The sequence below is a fragment of the Brenneria uluponensis genome, from assembly GCF_032395385.1.
GTDB classification, from domain to species: domain Bacteria; phylum Pseudomonadota; class Gammaproteobacteria; order Enterobacterales; family Enterobacteriaceae; genus Prodigiosinella; species Prodigiosinella aquatilis.
Map to the genome: position 1 here is coordinate 625,789 of NZ_CP135917.1, position 21,588 is coordinate 647,376.

Here is a 21,588-nt window from a genome sequence, read left to right on the forward strand (position 1 = left end):
ACGTGATATCGGGAAATCTGGTATCTCGCTCAAGCAACTTTAAAGAGAATCAACAAGAGGATTCACCATGGCTGTAATTAAGATGACCGATCTGGATCTGGCCGGTAAGCGTGTATTTATCCGTTCGGATCTGAATGTGCCGGTAAAAGATGGCAAAGTGACGTCTGATGCGCGTATCCGCGCTTCTCTGCCGACCATAGAAATTGCCCTGAAACAGGGTGCGCGCGTAATGGTAACCTCTCACCTGGGACGTCCCACTGAAGGCGAATACACCGAAGAGTTTTCCCTGCTGCCCGTAGTTAACTACCTGAAGGATAATCTGTCCTTCCCGGTACGTCTGGCAAAAGAGTACCTGGACGGCGTCGATGTAGCTGAAGGCGAGTTGGTTGTGCTGGAAAACGTCCGTTTTAACAAAGGTGAAAAGAAAGACGATGAAGTGTTGTCCAAAAAATATGCCGCACTGTGCGACGTATTTGTTATGGACGCATTCGGCACTGCACATCGTGCTCAGGCATCTACTCACGGTGTTGGCAGGTTTGCGCCAATCGCTTGTGCTGGCCCGTTACTGTCCAACGAACTGGAAGCACTGGGTAAAGCATTAGGTAACCCGGCTCGCCCGATGGTGGCTATCGTTGGCGGCTCCAAGGTATCTACCAAACTGACTGTACTGGGGGCCTTGTCAAAAATCGCTGATCAGCTGATTGTTGGTGGCGGTATTGCCAACACCTTCATTGCTGCTCAGGGTCATAACGTAGGTAAATCCCTGTACGAAGCGGATCTGATTCCTGAAGCGAAGAAATTGCTGGAAACCTGCGATATTCCGGTACCGAGTGATGTACGCGTAGCCACTGAGTTTTCTGAAACTGCCACCGCTACCTTGAAGTCAGTCGCGGCCATTAAAGACGATGAGCAGATTCTGGATCTGGGTGACGTTTCGGCTGAGCGCCTGGCTGAAATTCTGAAAAATGCCAAAACTATTCTGTGGAATGGTCCGGTTGGTGTTTTTGAATTCCCTAACTTCCGTAAAGGAACTGAAGTGGTCGCCCGTGCTATCGCTGACAGTGATGCATTTTCCATCGCTGGCGGCGGCGATACGCTGGCTGCCATTGATCTGTTCGGCATTGCGGACAAAATTTCCTATATTTCTACTGGTGGTGGCGCCTTCCTGGAGTTCGTTGAAGGTAAAAAACTGCCAGCAGTAGTGATGCTGGAAGAACGCGGCAAACAGTAATTTTTGAACAGGAGAAACTCTCCTGTCTGCGGTTGCCCCGGTGTGATGCCGGGGTGACTATCGATGTAACAGTCGATATCTCTAACCCTCCACGGCCAACGAAACAGGACACGTAATATGTCTAAAATTTTTGACTTCGTAAAACCGGGTGTCATCACGGGTGATGACGTTCAGAAAGTTTTCGCAGTAGCAAAAGAAAACAAATTTGCTCTACCAGCGGTTAACTGTGTTGGTACTGACTCGGTTAATGCTGTGCTGGAAGCCGCCGCTAAAGTGCGCTCTCCAGTAATCGTTCAGTTTTCTAATGGCGGTGCGGCATTTATTGCTGGCAAAGGCCTGAAAGCTGAAGGTCAACAAGCGGCGATTTTGGGCGCGATTTCTGGTGCGCATCATGTTCATCAGATGGCTGAGCACTACGGTGTTCCGGTTATCCTGCACACTGACCACTGTGCCAAGAAATTGCTACCGTGGCTGGACGGACTGCTGGATGCAGGCGAGAAATACTTCGCTGCTACTGGTAAGCCGCTGTTCTCTTCCCATATGATCGACTTGTCTGAAGAGTCCCTGGAAGAAAATATCGAGATTTGCAGCAAATACCTGACTCGTATGGCGAAGATGGACATGACGCTGGAGATCGAACTGGGTTGCACTGGCGGTGAAGAAGATGGTGTAGATAACAGCCATCTGGATAATTCTGCGCTGTACACCCAGCCGGAAGACGTGGCATATGCGTATGAAAAACTAAATGCAATTAGCCCACGGATTACCATCGCGGCTTCTTTTGGTAACGTACACGGTGTTTACAAACCGGGTAATGTACAGTTGACGCCGAAAATCCTGCGCAATTCTCAGGATTATGTGTCCAAGAAATTCAATTTGCCACACAACAGCCTGGACTTTGTATTCCACGGTGGTTCTGGTTCTTCTGCCGAAGAGATCAAAGAAGCGGTTAGCTACGGTGTGATTAAAATGAACATCGATACAGATACCCAATGGGCAACCTGGGAAGGTATTCTGGGCTATTACAAGAAGAATGAAGGCTATCTGCAAAGTCAGTTGGGTAACCCGGAAGGGGCTGACAAGCCAAACAAGAAACACTATGATCCGCGTGCCTGGCTACGTGCGGCTCAGGTCACAATGGTAACTCGTCTGGAAAAAGCGTTTAAAGAGCTGAATGCAATCGACGTATTGTAATTTGGTTTTCGTTTATTCACGTTACTATTAATATCAAGGCTCCTGCGGGAGCCTTAATTATGTTGATCATTTGCCGAAGTGGGTTGCGGTATCAGTCAACGGCAGTGTTCGGAATAAGTGAAATGGGAGTGAGCGATGGAAAATCTTGATGTTTCTGACACTATGGGTCACTTGGAGTCCTGGTTGGTGAATAATCAGCATATTTTACTGGAATATGCGGTAAATATTGCGGCAGCGTTGGTCATATTATTTGTCGGACTGCTCATCGCCCGTTTGGTATCAAAAGCCTTAAACCGACTGATGATCATCCGCATGGTTGACACTACAGTTGCTGACTTCCTATCGGCATTAGTGCGCTATGGTATTATTGCGTTTACGTTGACTGCGGCACTGAGTCGGATTGGCGTACAAACCGCCTCCATTATCGCTGTGATGGGTGCTGCTGGTTTGGCAGTCGGTTTGGCATTACAGGGTTCGCTATCAAACCTTGCCGCCGGTGTTCTGCTGGTGATGTTTCGTCCCTTTCGTAGTGGCGAGTGGGTTGACCTGGGGGGAGTCGCTGGGACGGTGGTACAGGTACAGATATTCTCCACGACACTGCGTACTGCGGATGGCAAGATCATCGTCATACCTAACGGTAAAATCATTTCGGGAAACATTATCAATAGTACCCGTGAACCCAACCGTCGCACCGAGATTATTGTGGGTGTGGCGTATGACGCCGATATTGATGTGGTCAAGAATTTACTGGGGGAGATTGTCAGTGCAGATGACCGTATTCAGCATGGCAGCGGTGTTACTATCCGCCTGAATGAAATGGGTGCATCATCACTGAATTTTGTGGTTCGGGTATGGACCAGTAACGGCGATGCTTTCGAGGTTTACTGGGATTTACTGGAAAACTTTAAGCGCGCACTGGATAAACACCAGATTGGCATACCGTATCCACAAATGGATGTTCATCTGTATCAGCAAACGCCTGCGTCGTCGCCTGTTTCAAAGGGTATTCCGACCATTTGATGGCTTACCCCCCGTTATTCAGGGGGATAAGTCTGACGCACTACGATAGACGGTAACGGTAGAGAGACGTGGTGGCGGTAATGTACAATTCGTTGCCGTCCACCCCACCTATCATACAATTTGAAACCAACTCCGGGACCGGAATTTTTCCCACGGTTTCGCCTTGTGGTGAAAACACCAGCACACCATCTTTACAACTACAGAAAATAGCCCCTTCGGCGTTGACACAGAAGCCATCCGGGAAGCCGGGAGTAACGTCCGTTAATCGCTGTCCACCTAGTAGCTCCTTGCCTGAAACTTGGTAAACACGCAATTGATGCCGCCCCTGTACTGGAAAATCGACGATGGACATATCGGCTACATACATCAGGCTTTCATCTGGGGAAAACGCCAGCCCATTTGGCCGTTGTAAGTCACTGCTGGCAAGTGTCACAGAATCATCTTCAGGGTCAAAACAGTAGACATAGCAGCCAACAATCTGACTTTCTGACTTATAGCCTTCGTTATCGTTGATGATGCCGTATGGCGGATCGGTAAACCAGATAGTACCGTCTGAACGGATAGCCAGATCATTGGGAGAGTTAAACCGTTTCCCCTCAAACTTATCTACCAGCAGTGTAACTTCACCATTGTGTTCAGTACGACTGATACCACGTCTGCCATGCTCACAGCTGACGATGCGTCCTTGTTTATCCAGCGCGTTACCGTTGGCATAGTGTGAACTGTGGCGAAACAGACTCACGCCATCCTGTTCCGACCAGCGGAACAGGCGATTTCCTTTCACATCGCTGAATACCACTGCATTCTGTTCTGGTAGCCAGACTGGTCCTTCGGCCCAGACCGCTGGTGAGCATAACCGCTCCAGCGTGCCGTTCCATAGTGATGAATCTAGAACGGATGTGTTATTAACGGAGAATATAGAACTCATCATGATAGGCCCCTCTTATTTCACGCCCCACAGAGTCTTATAATGTTGCTGATAACCATTTTGTGGATCGAACTGGTTTTCTGGCCCGCCATCATGATCGATGTTGTCTTTGGTCACCAGATGTACCGGTGTGACGTAGCCTGATGGTGGCTGCTTGGCGAAGGCGCGGTTAAATTCATCCACCAGTTGCCAACCATGCAGTTTCAAAGGCTCAGGTACCGTCGCGTCCTGACTGTTACCGGTGCGGATACGTTGATAGGCGGAAATAGATCCATCGCCAGCGGAGATGTTATGGGGTGGGTTGCTGCCACCTTTACCGGCAGTTTTCAGTGCTGGGGCCATAAAGTCGAAATAGAGATCGTTAATTGCCAACGCATACTGGAATTTGTCACCATATTTTTGTAGCAGACTGAAAGTCATTGGCGGCATGCGACTGGATGTATCCGACAATGGGGTATCAATCATCTCCAGTACCTGGCAACCGCTGCATTTTTCTATGGTTTTTTTGATCACATTGGCTTTATCCAGCGCGATCTGATACAGCGAATCGGTAAAAATCACTACCTTCGCCGTACCTTCTGATTTTGCCACCGCATACAGCGCGGCTACGCGTGCCACTTCATTGGAATCTGAGGTGATATTGTCGTAGATGTTGTATTTTGGAACTGGACCCGGTTCTGGCACAGCATGCCAGCCCAGCAGTACAATGCCTTGCTTAACGGCTTTTTTCAGCGGGATACGAGCCACATTTGGATTCCAGCCACCAATCACAATCCCATCCGGTTTCTGGGCGATAGCCTGGTTTAGTGCGGATAACTGATCTTTTACCGAGCCCGCGCCGTCCAGTGTTTCCAGCTTCCAGCCTACGGTTTTGGTCGCTTCAACCATGCCTTGCTGTACCCCTTGAACGCCACCGTTCTTCATGTCAGAAGCGATAAAAATGATGTGCTTGTTAGTCTGTAGTTTGGGTCCGCTGGTAGGGCCGTCCCATTTGGTGACTGGTGCCGTGGCCTTGGCAATGACCGCCTTGGCCTGGTCCAGATAGCTGTCAGCCTGTGCAGATAAGGTAAAGAGTAGGGTACTGCTTAGCATCAGGCTCGGTAACAATGAATACTTTTTCATCGTGTTCTCCTTGGTGTGATTAAGGGTTAACAGCCTTTTTTTCTTTGTCCGGGGTGGATTGATGGCGTTGAACCGCTTTTTGATTCAATAGCCGGCGGCGCTGTGCGTAGCCCGCCAGCGTAATGGATAGTAATAAGGTGGCACCGTTAAACAGGGGTTCTACCCAGAATGCGCCACCAAATTGCTGGATCCCGGCGATACCGATTGCCAGGATAGAGATACCGACCACGGTTCCCCATACGTTGACTCGTCCAGGGCGAATGGTGGTACTGCCAAGAAAAGCGCCCACCAGTGCCGGCAGCAGGTAATCCATGCCGACGCTGGCTTGACCTACACCTTGATCAGCGGCAATTAGTATCCCAGTAAATCCGGTCAGCACACTGGACGTGATGAAAGCGCCGATGGTAAATCGGGTTACTGAGATACCGTTCAGTTTGGCAGCGGCAGGGTTGCCGCCGACAGCGTACATGCAACGGCCCAATGGAGTATGTTCGGTAATGAGCCATAAAATCACGGCGATGATCAATACGTAGAAAGCCGCGATCGGAATGCCCATGATCTCTGTGTGGTACAGCGCGATAAAGCTATCTGGTAGATCGCCAACGATCTGTCGACCACCAGAATGCCAGAGTGCGATGGCATACAGCACCGTCCCTGATCCGAGCGTAGCAACGAAGCTGTCAATATCGGCTAGCGCGACCAGAATGCCATTCAGTAATCCGTATATTGCTGAGATAATCAGTACGATGAACACAGCAGCCTGCCACGAAAAGCCGTATCGCACCTGTAGCGTAATGGCCAGGATATGCCATAGCACGATACCAAAACCAACATTCAGGTCGATTTTCCCGACAATCATTGGAATGGTTGCAGCCAGGGCCAGTAGAGCAATTTTGGATTTACTGGAAAGAATTGCCTGTAGTGTCAGCAATGAAGCAAAAGAAGGGGTGATGGCAGAAAATATCAATACCAGCGCGATACAGAGCAGTAGCAAACCATAGCGGGTAAAAACCTGCATCGACCAGGCTCCCATACCGTGCTGTTTCAGGCTAATACGTTGTTCTAGAGCTGTCGATTTGACCGATGTTTTAGACATAGCATTCTCCGAATACGAGAAAGACAAAAATTGTCCGCTGTTGGCGTTAAACCGCGTAATTGTTATCAGGCACGTAAAGGTGTGTGCCGGGGTTTTTCATGATCGATACTTTGATTTTCACTACCTGATGCCAATGCCAACAGATTGGCAAATGTCACCTGCCGGTCACGAAGCTCTCCCACCACCTGTCCGCGATTAAAGACCAATGCTCGGTTGCAGATATGCGCGATCTCCTCGAAATCGGCGGAGATCACCAAGATTGCCGCGCCTTCACTTAGTGATTTATTTAATAAATGATAAATTTCGGCCCTGGCTCCCACATCCACGCCAGCCGTGGGATCTTCCAGAATCAGCAACGGTGTATTCAAATGCATCCAGCGCGCCATCACTACTTTTTGCTGATTGCCGCCGGACAAGGCGCTGATGTCGATGTTGACGTCTTTCGGACGGATATCGAATAGTTGTACTTTCCACCAACTGTTGCCGATTTCTTCGCGTGTGGAGTACCGGGAAAACAATTTGTGACCACTGGCGCAAGGATTGATGAACAGGTTTTCACGCACCGACATCGACATCACCAGGCTTTCCCCGGTACGGTCACCGGTGACCAGCGATACACCAGCCTGCATAGCCTGTTGCGGGGTGGTTGCGTGCCAGCGTTGATTGCAAAGCGTGATGGTGCCCTTATTACATTGACGCAGACCGAACAGCAGACGACTGATTTCTTCCTGACCCGCACCACGCAGGCCAGCCAGTGCCATCATTTCTCCCGGTTGTAGTGTGAAAGAAACCGGTCCGGTATCGCCGACCACGACGTTGTCGAGTGTCAGTACGGGAGGCTGGTCTTGGGGTAATGGCATACGCTGATGCTCTTTTATCGCTTCACCAACAATCATCTGTACCAGATCTCGTACCGAATAGCCTTCGGTAGCGCCGCCAGCGACATAGCGGCCATCGCGCATGACACAGATGCGGTCGGCGATTTCTATCACTTCATCCAACCGGTGGGTGACGTAAATCATGCCGACTTTTTTGCTACGCAGATGATTCAATACCGTGAACAAATGGCGGACATCGCTGGCAGGTAGCGACGCTGTCGGTTCATCCAGCACCAACACTTCCGCATTAACAGCGACAGCTCTGGCTATCGCCAGCAGGGATTTTTCGGTGCGGGACAAATCAAATACGCGGGTTTGCGGATCGAGATCGATACCCACATCCTGCAATGCCTGGCGGGCGCGGGTATACATAGCCGTCCAGTTGATCATGCCCCACCGCCGAGGGAATCCCATAACCAACGCCATATTTTCCGCAACGGTCATCCATTCGATCAACCCCAGATCCTGATGGATAAAAGCGATGGGTTGGCGGATGTCGCTACGTAGCTCAGATGCTGATCGAATACTGTTACCGTGAAAAAGGATGTCACCGCCATCACGGTCATACACGCCAGCCAGGATTTTTATCAGAGTCGATTTTCCAGCGCCGTTTTCTCCCAGCAAAGCCAGAATCTCTCCCGGCATAACATCAAGACTGACCTTATTTACCGCAATATTACCGCCAAATTTTTTGACGATATGTTGCATGGATAAGAGTGGCTGACTATGTTGATTTCTGTCCATCACTGTTTGCCTTTTCAGTGGAGGTCTGGGAGAGACGCAACTCGTGACGTCTTTCTTGCTATTATCTGTTTATTAATTAATCCATGTATTCCGTAATGCGAAATTGAATTTCAAAAATAATAAGCTGAACCCAATGGTAAAGCAAAGAAAGTGTGCTTTTAAATTTATATATTAATCAACTAATTAATAATGATTTGCTGAAATTGTGACTCGCCACGCACTTCTGGTAGGACGTCACAGCGTGGTGTGTTAATACAGTGGATAGAGTGAAACATCGTTCCATGACTTCACGCCTGGGTTGTGCTTGCAGTACCATCTGGATGTAGCAATAGGGAGAATGGGGTTTATGCGCGAAAAAGCCATTGATGAAGATGATAAAACAGAAAAACCGTTGGGTAGCCAGAGTTTATTCAGAGGATTGCAGTTGATTGAAATCTTAAGCGACTACCCGAATGGCTGTCCGCTGGCGCAGATTGCGGCGCAATCGGGCATGAATAAAAGCACCGTGCATCGTTTGTTACAGGGTTTGGCTGGCTGTGGTTATGTGGTGCCGGCACGGTTGCCAGGCTGCTATCGTTTAACGACCAAGTTTATTTCTATCGGGCAGAAAGCATTGTCATCATTGAATGTTCTGCACATCGCGGCTCCGCATCTGGAGAAACTGAATCTGGATGTGGGAGAAACCATCAACTTTTCCAGCCGCGAAGATGATCATGTCATCCTGATTTATAAACTGGAACCTACCACCGGAATGATGCGTACCCGGGCCTATATTGGTCAGCACATGCCGTTGTATTGTTCGGCCATGGGAAAGGTTTTTATGGCCTATGGTCGGACGGACTATCCGGTGGAATATTGGCGCAGCCATAAGAATGAGATACGGCAGTTGACGCCGAATACCATCACTAGTCTGACGCAGATGCGAAAAGAACTGACAGATATTCGTCAGCAAGGGTTGGCTATGGATCGGGAAGAGAATGAGCTGGGCGTTTCCTGTATTTCCGCACCGGTTTTTGATATTCATCGCCGGGTACCCTATGCCGTGTCTATTTCATTATCAACGGCCAGGTTACAACAAATGAGCATTGCCGCGCTGGCCAAACCGATACTGTGTACCGCCCAGTGCATTTCACAGGAGTTGGGTTATTTGTCACCAGACGCCTAATGCTTTATGTCATTAGTTATATTAATGATGGATTAGAATTTTCCATTTCAATTAATGATGGTGAGTTCTTACACTGCCAGGCATAGCGATAGACCAAATACTGAGGACGTTATGCTGGCTATTTATTTTCAAGGCTTTTTGCTGGGTGCCGCTATGATTTTGCCGCTAGGACCCCAGAATGCATTTGTCATGAATCAAGGTGTACATCGTCAATATCACCTGATGATTGCGTCGCTGTGTTCATTGAGTGATATGGTATTGATTTGTGCTGGTGTTTTCGGTGGCAGTGCCTTCTTAAGCCAATCATCATGGTTGATGGCGCTGGTGACCTGGGGCGGGGTCGCATTCTTGTTGTGGTATGGTTGGGGCGCATTTAAAACGGCACTTAGCCAGGATATTGTTATTACGCAGGCGGATGCGATGAAACAAAGTCGCTGGCGTATTATGGCAACCTTGCTGGCAGTAACCTGGCTGAACCCGCATGTGTATCTTGACACCTTCGTGGTTCTGGGGAGTCTCGGTGGACAATTTGCGGTTAATGAGCGTGGCTGGTTCGCCTTTGGCTCAATTACGGCTTCTTTTTTGTGGTTCTTTTCACTGGCACTCCTGGCAGCCTGGTTGTCACCATGGCTGAGTAGCACCCGGAGTCAGCGCATCATTAACCTGTTAGTCGGTGGTGTCATGTGGATGATTGCTCTGCAACTGGCGAATCATGGTTGGCAGTTGCTGTAAAAAACCGGGCATGACAGCCTGCAATATTCAGAGATTCCCTTATATTGGATTAAGGTCACTTCGCGTTATGGTGTACAGGTCATCATTACAATGAACGAATCTGTACGTAAATAGCATGGATGAAGAAGAGAAGGGGATGTCGTGAAACAGACTATATGGCTACTTGCTGCTGTGCTTGGTTTGGGGAGTGTCGCCGTTAGCGTACCCGCTGCTGAATTACCGAGTGGACCTCACCTTGTAACGTCTGGCAGAGCAACTGTGGATGCAACACCGGACCTTGCCCGGTTATCGATTGAGGTGAGTGTTTCATCGAAAGAAGCAGCCAGTGCGAAAAAACAGGTTGATCGCCGTGTGGCGCAGTATTTCGATTTTCTGGCTAAAAATGGCATTGAAAAGAAAGATATCAACGCCGCCAATCTGCGTACTCAGCCTGAGTATGACTATCTAAAAACAGGTGGCTCAGTACTGAAGGGATATCGTGCAGTACGGCAGGTTGACGTGACGTTGCGCCAACTGGATAAGTTGAATGAGTTGCTTGAAGGCGCATTGAAATCCGGGCTGAACGAGATTCAAACTGTCGAACTGGGCGTATCTAACCCAGACACCTACCGTAAATTGGCCCGCAAGAAAGCGATTGAACAAGCCATCAGCCAGGCACAATCGCTGGCCTCGGGTTTCCATACGACATTGGGGCCAGTTTACAGTATTCGCTACCATGTGGCGAATTATCAGCCAGTACCGATGACCCGCTTGTTTAAAACCGCTGATGTCGCGGTGCAATCGACAGCTTCTCAGACTTATGAGCAGCAGACCATCCACTTTGATGATCAGGTGGATGTGGTATTCGAACTGCAACGTAATCCTTGACACGTCACCACGGACGTCAGCATTGCCGCAGTACCTGCCGTCCGTGCTCTAACAGCGCATCGGTGACTTTTCTCATCATCCGGCTTTCTGGCGCAAACCGATGCCAGTAAAGCATCCGGCGTTGAAACAGGCCAGGCGTGAGGTCAAGCAATTCTTCGTTGGCCAGTTCCCTTTCAATCTGCAAGTGTGGAATCATGCAGCAGGTTGTGCCCTGACGGGCGAGCTGCACAAACGCTTCTGAGGAATTCACAATATGGCAGGGAACGCTGCCGGGTGATAAATCAAAATTCTGTTGCAGGAATGCCTGATGCATGTCGTCCAGATGATCGAATGCTACAGCGGGAGCGCGTAACAGGGCTGAACGAGTAACCCCGTTTGGGAAATAGCGCTCGGCAAAACCGGGAGAAGCGACAAACAGATAATCAAGCGCACCGAGTTGATCCACCAGACAACTGGGCAACGGTTGTGGCTGGATACTGACTGCCCCCACAACTTCTCCCCGCCGGAGTCTCTCCTGGGTGCGTGTTTCATCTTCGACCTGTAAATTGAGGCGTATCGGTGAGTCCGTCAGTACGGGTTTCAGCGCCGGCAGTAGCCAGGTTGCCAGACTATCGGCGTTTACCGCCAGCGATAGTAATAGTGGTGTTTCGTTCGAATTTTCATTGCCCAGCCACTCTTCTTCGAGTAGTTCTACCTGATGCAGTAACGCCAGCAGTTTCTGCCCTTGTTCTGTGGGACGGGGAGGGATCGTTCTGACCAGCAACGGTTGGCCAAACAGGTTTTCCAATTGCTTGATGCGCTGCGAAACGGCCGATTGCGTGATGCAGAGTTTTTGCGCGGCGCGTTCAAAACCACGTTCACGGATCACGGCGTCCAGCGCCTGAAGGGTGCGATAGTCTGGGCGTTTCATGAAAGTGATAATTCCTCTGAATGGAAACAATTTCGGCACTATGCCACACTTTGTCGCGTTATCGCCCTCAAAATCTGCGACTTTCTGACACCAGAGGTTAAATCGGCCACAGCGTGAAATGGCAAAGCGTGTTGAATTACTCGAGTCCAGAGAGACGACGACTCCGCGCCTATTGCGGGACATCGCCTGATGTCATGCTCTATAATGTATATTACGTCTCCGTAGTAACTAACAGGCATAAGCAGACCATGACACAGGATGAACTGAAAAAGGCCGTTGGCTGGGCCGCGCTTGATTATGTCCGCCCCGGCACCATCGTTGGTGTTGGAACGGGCTCGACCGCCGCACACTTTATTGATGCGCTTGGCTCCATCAAAAATCAGATAGAAGGGGCGGTATCCAGTTCGGATGCTTCTACCGCCAAGTTAAAAAGTTTGGGAATTCAGGTTTTTGACTGTAATGATGTCGATTTGCTGGATGTTTACGTTGATGGCGCGGATGAAATCAACCCGTACATGCAGATGATCAAAGGCGGTGGAGCGGCGTTAACCCGCGAAAAAATCATTGCGGCTATTGCTCGTCAGTTTGTGTGTATTGTCGATGCCTCCAAACAGGTCGACATTCTAGGGAAGTTTCCTCTGCCGGTAGAAGTAATCCCGATGGCGCGTGCTTATGTGGCCCGTGAGTTGGCTAAGATGGGGGCGCAGCCTGAGTATCGCCAGGGCGTATTGACCGATAACGGCAATATCATTCTGGATGTGCATAATCTGGATATTTCCAACGCCATTGCGGTAGAAAATCACATTAATGGTATCGCTGGCGTAGTGACTGTTGGTCTGTTTGCTAACCGTTGTGCCGATGTGGCGCTGGTTGGTTCACCGGAAGGGGTTAAAACGGTCAAACTGAAATAGACTCAGTTAGTCTGCGTTATTTTGTAAAGCAGTCCGGACATGCGTCGCCATGCCCGGATTTTTTTATACAAAAAAAATCGCTTCGCGTTAAAGGCTCATTTTTGGTACTTAATATCATCTTTTCTTATTTTGTATCACGTCAATCTGGTTTGCTCTATATTTTGCAGCATTTTTTGCCACAAATTCATTGTCAAGCTGCTGGACGGGTAGGTGATTGGGCAATCGTTTGTATTGCCGCCTGCGTAATTTTTGTTATGTTTGCAAAACGTCACATCTGAAGTCTGAAAATAAGGTCGGGAAATGGCAAAGGTATCACTGGAAAAAGACAAGATTAAATTTCTGTTAGTGGAAGGCGTACACCAGAGTGCCCTGGAAAACCTGCGTGCGGCTGGCTACACCAATATTGAATACCACAAAGGGGCGCTTGACCCTGAAGCACTGAAGGCGTCTATCCGCGATGCGCATTTTGTGGGTATTCGTTCGCGCACCCATCTGACAGAAGAAATATTTGCCGCAGCTGAAAAGCTGGTGGCTGTGGGATGTTTCTGCATCGGTACCAACCAGGTTGAGTTATCGTCAGCGACCAAACGTGGTATTCCGGTATTCAATGCACCTTTTTCCAACACGCGATCGGTCGCCGAAATGGTGATCGGTGAATTGCTGCTGTTAATGCGTAATATTCCGTTTGCCAATGCGAAGGCTCATCATGGTATATGGCATAAACAGGCCGTAGGGTCGTATGAGGCCCGAGGTAAGAAGATAGGTATCATTGGTTACGGTCATATCGGTATGCAGTTGGGCATCCTGGCGGAAAGCCTGGGGATGCATGTCTACTTCTATGATATCGAAAGCAAGCTGCCGTTGGGTAATGCGCAGCAGGTACGTCATCTTTCTGAATTGCTGAATATGAGCGATGTGGTCAGCCTGCATGTCCCGGAAAACAATAGTACGCAAAATATGATCAGCGATAATGAGCTGGCGTTGATGAAACCCGGTTCAATCCTGATCAATGCTTCACGTGGTACAGTCGTAGATATTCCTGCGTTGTGTAATGCTTTGAGCAACAAGCACCTGTCTGGTGCCGCTATTGATGTATTCCCGAAAGAACCTGCAACCAACAGCGATCCTTTCCTGTCACCGTTGTGTGAATTTGATAACGTATTGCTGACACCGCATATTGGTGGATCTACTCAGGAAGCACAGGAAAACATCGGCGATGAAGTCGCCGGGAAATTGGCGAAATACTCTGATAACGGTTCCACGTTGTCAGCGGTGAATTTTCCGGAAGTCTCTCTGCCGGTTCATGGTGAGCGTGCCAGTCGTCTACTGCATATCCATGAAAACCGTCCGGGCGTGTTGACTCAACTCAACCATATCTTCGCCGAACAGGGTATCAATATTGCTGCACAGTATCTGCAAACTACCGCTGAGATTGGTTATGTGGTTATTGATGTGGAAACCGACGGCGCTGATACGGCATTGCAACTGATGAAGTCCATTCCCGGTACTATCCGCGCCAGACTGCTGTACTAATTACCCATACCCTTACATCACCAGCCTTGCCCGAGGCTGGTGTTATTTTTTTGGGGGGGGGGGGTTGGTTGCGATTACTCGAAGCGCATTATGTTATTTAATGTTAAATCGGGAACCGAATTATTTCCCGCGACCACTTATCATTAGAGAGTAATGTTGGCATAATAAGTTTTTCTTATTTTTAGAAACGGGGTATTGAATTAATTAAAATGTGATTCCTGTCACAAGAAAACAGTAAATGCTTTACTGTGATTGCCGATAAGTAATTTTGGTTTGTAGTAATTACTCTCGTAATAAAACCTTCTAATGGTCGTTGTACCATACGTGCTTCCTGTCTGCGCTACGCGCAAAGTGAAGTAGTCAGCAGATCTGTTGTGAAATTGAGAGCTCGGAATGCCAGAACAAAAAGGGAAACCTTCCTCCATCAGTAATATTCGCCTTGTTACTCTGTTTATTACGTTGCTTACTATTATTTTGATTCTGTTTGCACTTTCTATTGGTACTGCCAGTTATTTTCTGAAACAGAGTAATGATTCGCTAGCTACCGCTAACCGTATGTCTGATATTCGTGCAGGTATCAGTAGCAGTATGGATCAGCTTCGTGTCGCTCGTCAGTTGTTTATACAGGCGGCAGCTGCGACTCGAATTGGTGATAAAGACACATATAATAAGACCTTTAGTGAAGGTAGTGCGAGTGTCAAGAGTTCCCAGAAACGGTTTGATGAGTATATGGCCCGCACGGATAAGTCCGAGCAGGAAAAAGCGCTGGACAAAACGCTTAACGAAACCTACGCCGCGTATCGGGATAGAGGCGTATTACCGATGCAGGAATCTGCACGTAATGGGGAATTCGAAGGTTTGATTGAATTGGAAACGACCGCAGTGCGCCAACTGGATGATAATTATACCGTGCCTGTGCGCAAGGAAATCAGTTATCTGACAAGTTATGCCGCGCAAATTAATGATATTGCTTCTAGAAACGCCCGACTGGGTTATATCTTTATGGCGTCTGCTTTTGCGGCGGCGATCTTGTTGGCAATACTTATCTATTTTGTTATCCGCCGGGTTATTCTGGCACCGATCAATACGCTGGTCACTCGCATTCAGAAAATTGCAGAAGGTGATCTGACGCTACCGCCAGTCACATTTGGTCGTAATGAGATTGGTACGTTGGGTGTGAGCTTACAAGATATGCAGAGCTCCTTGACCAATACTGTCACCGTGGTGCGTGAAGGCGCAGATTCAATTTATCAGGGTGCATCGGAAATCAGTGCCGGTAACGTTGATCTTTCTTCTCGTACTGAACAGCAGGCTGCGGCGCTGGAAGAAACGGCCTCCAGTATGGAGCAGTTGACTGCTACGGTGAAACAGAACTCTGAAAATGCCAATCATGCCAGTCAGTTGGCAAGAAACGCTTCCACCAAGGCAGAACAAGGGGGGCATATCGTGCAGAATGTGGTTGATACCATGAATGAGATTTCCTCCAGTTCGAAGAAAATTTCTGAAATTACCACAGTGATTAACAGTATTGCTTTTCAGACTAATATTTTGGCGTTGAATGCCGCAGTGGAGGCGGCCAGAGCGGGTGAACAAGGTCGTGGTTTCGCGGTGGTTGCTGGTGAGGTTCGCAATCTTGCACAACGTAGTGCGCAGGCGGCAAAAGAGATTGAATCGCTGATTGGAGAGTCAGGTCGATTGGTCGGCACTGGTTCAGAACTGGTCGCTAAAGCAGGTAATACCATGGATGAAATCGTGAAGGCTGTGATCAGCGTGACAGATATCATGGGCGAAATTGCTTCAGCATCTGATGAGCAAAGTCGCGGTATCGGGCAAGTAAATCAGGCAGTATCTGAAATGGAAGGCACCACTCAACAGAACGCCTCATTGGTACAAGAGGCTTCAGCAGCAGCCTCCTCGCTGGAGTCGCAGGCCGAGCATTTGACGCAGGCAGTAGCGGTATTCAAGCTTAGCCATCATCTGACAGACAATACTCAGTCCCGGAGGTCATTACCACCTCGCGTGACACCATCGACGTCTGCCACAATAGCTATTGGTAACAGTAGAAAGAGTAGCAGCGATCAGAATTGGGAAACCTTTTAATTCCATTCCCATATAAATAAAAGCCCGCTTTTTAGCGGGCTTCGGTGAAATGGCGTAACGTTACGCCATTTTTTTATACTTGATGCGATGGGGTTCCAGGGCTTCTGCGCCTAGTGTCCGCTTCTTGTATTCTTCGTATTCTGTGAAGTTACCTTCAAAGAAATCCACCTTGCCTTCATCCTGGTAGTCGATGATATGGGTAGCAATACGATCCAGAAACCACCGGTCATGGGAGATCACCATGGCACAACCGGGGAACTCCAACAGCGCGTTCTCCAGTGCCCGCAAAGTTTCGATATCCAGGTCATTGGTCGGTTCGTCGAGTAACAGCATATTGCCGCCAACCTGTAATAACTTCGCCAAATGCACGCGTCCGCGTTCTCCTCCAGAGAGTTCGCCGATACGTTTGCCTTGATCCACGCCTTTGAAATTGAATCGACCAACATAGGCACGGCTTGGAATTTCAAAGTTGCCAATACGCATGATGTCCTGACCGCCAGAGACTTCTTCCCATACGGTTTTGCTATTATCCATACTGTCGCGGAACTGATCCACGGAAGCCAGTTGCACTGTATCACCCAGTGTAACGGTACCGGAATCTTGAGGCTCCTTGCCGGAGAGTATGCGGAACAGCGTGGATTTACCTGCACCATTAGGACCAATGATCCCGACAATCGCCCCTTTCGGCAGAGAAAAAGAAAGGTTATCAATTAATACGCGGTCACCATAGGATTTAGTAAGGTTCTGTACTTCCAGTACTTTATCGCCCAGACGAGGACCCGGTGGAATAAACAGTTCGCTGGTTTCGTTACGTTTCTGATATTCCGTATTATTGAGTTCTTCAAACCGGGCCAGACGAGCCTTGCCTTTAGCCTGACGGCCTTTCGGATTCTGTCGTACCCACTCTAGTTCTTTCTCAATAGATTTACGACGGGCAGCTTCAGATGAGGCTTCCTGTGCCAGCCGTTGATCTTTCTGCTCCAGCCAGGAGGAATAATTACCTTCCCACGGAATTCCCTCGCCACGGTCCAGCTCTAAAATCCAGCCGGCGACGTTATCCAGGAAGTAACGGTCGTGAGTGATGGCGACAACAGTACCTTCATAGTCGTGCAGGAAGCGTTCCAACCAGGCAACTGATTCTGCATCCAGGTGGTTGGTTGGTTCATCCAACAGCAGCATATCCGGTTTTTCCAGCAACAAACGGCAGATGGCAACCCGGCGGCGTTCCCCCCCGGAGAGCTGTTTGATTCGAGCATCCCATGGTGGCAGGCGCAGCGCATCTGCCGCACGTTCTAGTTGATTGTCCAGATGGTGCCCGTCATGCGCCTGAATAATGGCCTCCAGTTCACCCTGTTCTTTGGCCAGCTTGTCAAAGTCGGCATCCGGGTCGGCATAAGCCGCATACACTTCATCCAGACGGGTCAGCGCATGTTTTACGTCACTGACGGCCCCCTCTATAACTTCACGCACGGTTTGTTCAGGATTGAGCTGCGGTTCCTGGGGAAGGTAGCCTATTTTAATTCCCTGCTGTGGATGAGCTTCGCCTTCGATATCTTTGTCTATTCCAGCCATGATACGCAGCAGGGTCGATTTACCCGCTCCGTTCAAACCCAGAACGCCAATCTTGGCACCTGGGAAAAAGCTGAGGGAGATGTTTTTCAGAATATGGCGTTTCGGCGGAACCACTTTGCCGACGCGGTGCATGGTGTAAACATATTGAGCCACGTTGCTCTGAGCCTCTCTCTGTCAGTTTTAGCGATGCGCTACGGGATTCGGAGCACATATTTGGTGGTAGCACTGGATGGGATGTATCACATCCGGCAAATGAGTCAGAACTTATCTCAATAAGCCTTTGGTCTGTTGACGGAGTTTAGCTGGTTTCATCGTTCGATCCCAGCTATCCGGCGATTTGCTGCTTCAGTATGCGATGTCTATTCCCACCATTTTGTCCCGTACTTGTAAAGCGGGAGGGAAAGGTTTCCTCCAATTGGTTTGTTACAACATGTTGTAGAATTTCACACTGCTCTGATATCAGTATGACGTATCGTACTTGGATAGGATGTGCCACACTTAACCAGCATAAATAGGGTGTTGTGGTTACGAGTGTGGATGTCGTGAGCGTTTATGCTGATGTTCAGCCGTTATATCGATTACGGAAGTGATAACGAATGAGGTCAAGGTAAGCATGTTTAATGCAGTTTTTTGGCGATATGTCCTGGCGGTATTGTGGTTGGCGGGTATTTCATATTATGTGCAGGCCGACACGCTTGATGCGCAGCGTCAGCGGTATCAACAGGTGAAGCTAGCATTGGATAATAACCGACTGGATACCGTGGCGCAATTAATGCCAACCCTGCAAACCTACCCACTTTATCCTTATCTGGAATACCGGTTGTTAACGCAGGATATGTCGCAACTGAGTGCAGACCAGGTCAGGCAGTTTATCGCCAAATATCCAACGTTACCTATGGTCCGTAATCTGAAAACCAGTTTTGTTAATGAGCTGGCGCGCCGCCAGGATTGGTCTGGGTTGCTGGCCTTCAGCCCGGAATCGCCAAAACCGGTTACTGCACGTTGCAATTACCTGTATGCACAGTGGGTGACCGGTCAGGGAAAGACGGTATGGGAACAAACCCGGGATATCTGGCTGACAGGACATTCACTGCCATCCGCTTGTGACAAACTATTTACTGCCTGGCAGCAATCTGGTGGTATGACGCCATTGACGATTCTGGAACGGATACGGCTGTCGATATCGACGGGCAACACTGGATTGGTGAGCCATCTATTGCAGCAACTCCCGGCAGATTATAAGACCATGAGTGATGCGCTGATGAAACTTCTGAACAATCCGACTACGGTTGAGCAGTTTGCCCGTTCGGTTGGGCCGACGGATTTTACCCGTAAAGTGACATTGTCAGCATTCCATCGTATGGCCCGACAAGACCCAGATAAGGCACGATCGGTGTTGTCGTCCATCGTTCGTCTGCAAAAGATGAGCGATGAAGAGCGGCAGGGAATGGAAGAGGATATTGCCTGGAACCTGATGGGCAGTGATGTGACGCCTGAACAGGCGAGTTGGCGTGATGCGGTGATTCAGCGCAGTACTTCCATTTCGTTATTGGAACGTCGGGTCCGTCTGGCGCTAGGGGAGGGAGACAGAAAAGGATTAGCGCTCTGGCTATCTTATCTGCCAAATTCGGTCCTGCAGAAAGATGAGTGGCGTTACTGGCAGGCAGTACTGTTATTGGATCAGGGACACCGTTCGGAAGGTGAAGCACAACTACGCGAATTGATGAAAAAGCGTGGATTCTACCCTATGGTGGCCGCGCAGAAGCTGAATGTGAATTATCCTCTAACGGTTATGGTAGCGGCCAAACCTGACCCATCGATTAGCCAACAGCCTGAAATTGCCCGTATCCGTGAATTGATGTTTTGGCAGATGGATAATCTGGCCCGCGCTGAATGGACTTCGCTGGTTGCCAGTAGCGATCGTCTGCAGCAGGAAGAATTGGCCCGTTTTGCATTTGAACAGCACTGGCCTGATTTGAGCGTTCAGGCGACGATCGTTGCGAAGTTGTGGAATTATCTTGAAGAGCGTTTCCCGTTAGCCTGGAATGATGAATTCCGTCAGGCCACACAAGGTAAAGGCATCACGCAGAGTTATGCGATGGCGATTGCCCGCCAGGAAAGTGCCTGGAATCCACAGGCCCGCTCCGCAGCCGGGGCTTCAGGTTTGATGCAACTGATGCCGGCGACTGCTCAACACACGGCTAAAATGTATAACATCATCAGCTACAACAATAGCAGTCAGTTATTGGATCCAAAAATCAATATTCTGTTAGGAACCAATTATCTGGAATATGTTTATCAATCCTTTGGTCAGAACCGCATCCTGGCTTCGGCTGCTTATAATGCGGGTCCGTCACGGGTGAAAAACTGGCTGAAAAATAGCGATGGACGGATTGATGCGGTGGCGTTTGTCGAGAGTATTCCGTTTTCAGAAACGCGTGGTTATGTGAAAAATGTGCTGGCCTATGATGCCTTCTACCGTAATTTTCTTCACCGTCCGACTCAGTTGCTGGTAAACAGCGAGTGGCAGCGTCGTTACTAATCATGCTATCCATTAACAGAGAAAGCAGCCGTTAGCGCTGCTTTCTCTCCGGTGTTGTGCATTATGCGGTCTTCTGTTGTTTTTTGATTAGTGTGGTATGCTGATGTACTAGTCAAATAGTATGGCAGGTTGTTATGACACCGTTATTTCCCAACGATCCTGCTCTTTCTGAGCAAGATAGCAAAAATTGGTTACGTTTCATTGCATTATTGCAGCAGTCCGTGGCTGAAAATCTTGAACAGCCCTTGTTGCAGTTGCTTTTGACTCCGGATGAGCGGGCTGCTCTGGGGACACGAGTACGTATTGTACAGGAGCTGATGCACGGCAAAATGAGCCAACGGGAGTTGAAAAACGAGTTGGGGGCGGGCATCGCTACCATTACCCGTGGTTCAAACAGTCTGAAAGCGGCACCTCCAGAGTTGAAAAACTGGCTGGAAGTGCAGTTATTGTCTGAGGATGAAGCATAAAGACAAACGCCGTCAGATTGATGATGTCGCAGCGGGTTGTTGATAGAGTTCGTTATGGAAAGGTACCAGTGCCAGCAGCAGTGCCTGATGGTAAACACTGGCGCGAGACAGTTTCCCTGCGGTAAAAAAGCCAATGGCGCCGCCTTGATGTTTGATATCCTGTATGCCGGTCAGCCGTGCCATTTCATCACCCAGTTCACGGCCTTCCCGGATGCCTTGCAGAATACTTTCTGGTAATACCAGGCTGGCTGACCGGGATTCACCGCGAATATGAGCGTTTTCTATCACCATCCAGGCGAAGGTCATACTTTCTTCAATACCAGCTTCTACGCCGATCCAAAAATCAGCTTCTGGGCGGACTTGGCGAGCCATCATTACCCGATTTCTGGCTCCAGTACGAGTTTCTACTGAGCCAAGTGGTTGATAGGGAACACCACTGTCGACATCAACACCTTCAATGCGGCAATTATCTGCGCCAAAAACATCAGCAAATGCTAAAGTTATGGCGTTGATTTTTGACGGATTAGTCGTAGCCGCTACAACGTAATACATAATGATTCCCTACACTTGTAGTTA

The 21,588-nt window shown here is 49.1% G+C and carries 18 protein-coding genes; 11 read left to right on the forward strand and 7 right to left on the reverse strand.

The annotated features are described in order from the left end of the window. The first annotated feature begins 67 nt into the window (after positions 1-67). The 3 genes from pgk (at position 68) to mscS (ending at position 3,445) form a co-directional block, all read left to right on the forward strand. On the forward strand, positions 68-1,231 hold the full coding sequence (pgk, locus tag RS889_RS02990; RefSeq protein ID WP_021017226.1) for a phosphoglycerate kinase: 1,164 nt from the start codon (positions 68-70) through the stop codon (positions 1,229-1,231). 117 nt (positions 1,232-1,348) lie between these two features. Next, positions 1,349-2,425 (forward strand): class II fructose-bisphosphate aldolase, encoded by a 1,077-nt coding sequence (gene fbaA / locus RS889_RS02995; protein ID WP_021017225.1) that lies wholly within the window; start codon positions 1,349-1,351, stop codon positions 2,423-2,425. A 135-nt stretch (positions 2,426-2,560) separates the two neighbouring features. Further along, positions 2,561-3,445: a small-conductance mechanosensitive channel MscS gene (mscS, locus tag RS889_RS03000; protein WP_315709235.1), complete on the forward strand. Its 885-nt coding sequence runs from the start codon at positions 2,561-2,563 to the stop codon at positions 3,443-3,445. 40 nt (positions 3,446-3,485) lie between these two features. Here mscS and RS889_RS03005 read toward each other — a convergent pair whose 3' ends face one another. From RS889_RS03005 to RS889_RS03020, 4 genes are all read right to left on the reverse strand, one after another. Then, entirely contained in the window at positions 3,486-4,376 is an 891-nt protein-coding gene (locus tag RS889_RS03005; protein WP_315709236.1) for an SMP-30/gluconolactonase/LRE family protein, read from the reverse strand. A gap of 12 nt (positions 4,377-4,388) precedes the next feature. Then, the gene (locus RS889_RS03010; protein WP_315709237.1) at positions 4,389-5,495 is read right to left on the reverse strand and encodes an ABC transporter substrate-binding protein; all 1,107 of its coding nucleotides are present in this window, start codon (positions 5,493-5,495) and stop codon (positions 4,389-4,391) included. A gap of 19 nt (positions 5,496-5,514) precedes the next feature. After that, on the reverse strand, positions 5,515-6,591 hold the full coding sequence (locus RS889_RS03015; RefSeq protein WP_315709238.1) for an ABC transporter permease: 1,077 nt from the start codon (positions 6,589-6,591) through the stop codon (positions 5,515-5,517). 65 nt (positions 6,592-6,656) lie between these two features. Next, positions 6,657-8,213, reverse strand: a complete 1,557-nt coding sequence (locus RS889_RS03020) for a sugar ABC transporter ATP-binding protein (protein WP_315709239.1) — start codon at positions 8,211-8,213, stop codon at positions 6,657-6,659. Positions 8,214-8,559: 346 nt separating this feature from the next. Here RS889_RS03020 and RS889_RS03025 point away from each other — a divergent pair, with 346 nt between their 5' ends. The 3 genes from RS889_RS03025 (at position 8,560) to RS889_RS03035 (ending at position 10,977) form a co-directional block, all read left to right on the forward strand. Further along, positions 8,560-9,378 (forward strand): IclR family transcriptional regulator, encoded by an 819-nt coding sequence (locus RS889_RS03025; protein ID WP_315709240.1) that lies wholly within the window; start codon positions 8,560-8,562, stop codon positions 9,376-9,378. 111 nt (positions 9,379-9,489) lie between these two features. Further along, positions 9,490-10,110 (forward strand): arginine exporter ArgO, encoded by a 621-nt coding sequence (gene argO, locus RS889_RS03030; protein ID WP_315709241.1) that lies wholly within the window; start codon positions 9,490-9,492, stop codon positions 10,108-10,110. A 141-nt stretch (positions 10,111-10,251) separates the two neighbouring features. After that, on the forward strand, positions 10,252-10,977 hold the full coding sequence (locus tag RS889_RS03035; protein ID WP_021017217.1) for an oxidative stress defense protein: 726 nt from the start codon (positions 10,252-10,254) through the stop codon (positions 10,975-10,977). A 16-nt stretch (positions 10,978-10,993) separates the two neighbouring features. On the opposite strand, the gene RS889_RS03040 is transcribed toward RS889_RS03035, so the two are convergent. After that, a complete protein-coding gene (locus tag RS889_RS03040; RefSeq protein ID WP_021017216.1) occupies positions 10,994-11,887 on the reverse strand; it encodes a LysR family transcriptional regulator ArgP in 894 nt (297 codons plus the stop codon). 248 nt (positions 11,888-12,135) lie between these two features. Here RS889_RS03040 and rpiA point away from each other — a divergent pair, with 248 nt between their 5' ends. The 3 genes from rpiA to RS889_RS03055 all read left to right on the forward strand — a co-directional run bounded on the left by rpiA (position 12,136) and on the right by RS889_RS03055 (position 16,431). Further along, the gene (gene rpiA, locus RS889_RS03045) at positions 12,136-12,798 is read left to right on the forward strand and encodes a ribose-5-phosphate isomerase RpiA (RefSeq protein WP_021017215.1); all 663 of its coding nucleotides are present in this window, start codon (positions 12,136-12,138) and stop codon (positions 12,796-12,798) included. 300 nt (positions 12,799-13,098) lie between these two features. Continuing rightward, positions 13,099-14,331, forward strand: coding sequence for a phosphoglycerate dehydrogenase (gene serA / locus RS889_RS03050; RefSeq protein WP_021017214.1), 1,233 nt, complete (start codon positions 13,099-13,101; stop codon positions 14,329-14,331). A 393-nt stretch (positions 14,332-14,724) separates the two neighbouring features. Next, positions 14,725-16,431, forward strand: coding sequence for a methyl-accepting chemotaxis protein (locus RS889_RS03055; protein WP_315709242.1), 1,707 nt, complete (start codon positions 14,725-14,727; stop codon positions 16,429-16,431). 60 nt (positions 16,432-16,491) lie between these two features. On the opposite strand, the gene ettA is transcribed toward RS889_RS03055, so the two are convergent. Next, entirely contained in the window at positions 16,492-18,156 is a 1,665-nt protein-coding gene (ettA, locus tag RS889_RS03060; protein WP_315709243.1) for an energy-dependent translational throttle protein EttA, read from the reverse strand. Positions 18,157-18,616: 460 nt separating this feature from the next. Here ettA and sltY point away from each other — a divergent pair, with 460 nt between their 5' ends. Next, entirely contained in the window at positions 18,617-20,545 is a 1,929-nt protein-coding gene (gene sltY / locus RS889_RS03065) for a murein transglycosylase (protein WP_315709244.1), read from the forward strand. Between the two features lie 134 nt (positions 20,546-20,679). Continuing rightward, positions 20,680-21,012, forward strand: a complete 333-nt coding sequence (gene trpR / locus RS889_RS03070; RefSeq protein WP_021017210.1) for a trp operon repressor — start codon at positions 20,680-20,682, stop codon at positions 21,010-21,012. Between the two features lie 12 nt (positions 21,013-21,024). On the opposite strand, the gene yjjX is transcribed toward trpR, so the two are convergent. Beyond that, positions 21,025-21,564 (reverse strand): inosine/xanthosine triphosphatase, encoded by a 540-nt coding sequence (yjjX, locus tag RS889_RS03075; protein WP_021017209.1) that lies wholly within the window; start codon positions 21,562-21,564, stop codon positions 21,025-21,027. Between the last annotated feature and the right edge of the window lie 24 nt (positions 21,565-21,588).